The organism is Clostridium sp. ATCC 25772, assembly GCF_001573875.1.
Classification (GTDB): Bacteria; Bacillota; Clostridia; order Clostridiales; family Clostridiaceae; genus Clostridium_J; species Clostridium_J senegalense.
On the sequence record NZ_LFRG01000146.1, the window covers coordinates 1 to 708 of the forward strand.

General features: G+C 27.5%; 1 protein-coding gene and 1 pseudogene. One reads left to right on the top strand and one right to left on the bottom strand.

The features are described 5' to 3' along the window. Positions 1-190, bottom strand: a pseudogene (locus AZI32_RS17235) (hypothetical protein); the annotation flags it as partial. A 198-nt stretch (positions 191-388) separates the two neighbouring features. Here AZI32_RS17235 and AZI32_RS18870 point away from each other — a divergent pair. Beyond that, a partial coding sequence (locus AZI32_RS18870) for a hypothetical protein (protein WP_206406652.1) occupies positions 389-708 on the top strand: 320 nt, incomplete at its 3' end.

Sequence of the window (708 nt, forward strand, 5' to 3'; positions counted from 1 at the left end):
TATCTTTATCTTCCATGATGCTTAAGCTAACTTTATCTACAAGTTTAAAAAATTCATTTTTAAAATCTTTTGGCACATCTAGTTCAAATTTTTCACCTTTACGATTAGCTTTTAACATAGAAAATTGGTTAATTATTTCATTTGCTCTATAATAAAGGTCTTCTGTTTGTTTAATAAAATAATTTTCCATACTCTATCCCCTTATTAGACTATAAGATTCAAAATATAGTTGTTAATTATTTTTTACCAGATGGAATATATTATATTTCTAGTTCATCAACACCTACATCTGTTGTTGATGACCCAATACTTCAAGGATTTAATTTAACTTATAACTTTAGCTTAGCTACTCAAAACTCAACTAAAACTATTACGATATCTGCAAAAGTTGATAGCTACTATAGATATAAAAAAAGACAGTCAATCCTTAAATCTTCCTGTAGTTGCATCTGACCCATTTTTAGCTACTACAAATATATCAGGTATTCTTATTGGTCCATTATCTACAGTAACAGATAATTCTAGTGTATCTTCTAGTATAAGTGTGGGTTCTATAACAAAACAATTTGTAAAAGGATACTATAAAGATGGAACTCCTAAGAATATAAATACCCTAGCTCCAGGGGATTTAGCTGAATATTTATTATCATATAATGCTTCAAACTTGAAAGCTATTCAAAAAGAAGTTTATATAGATGATTTCTTTCC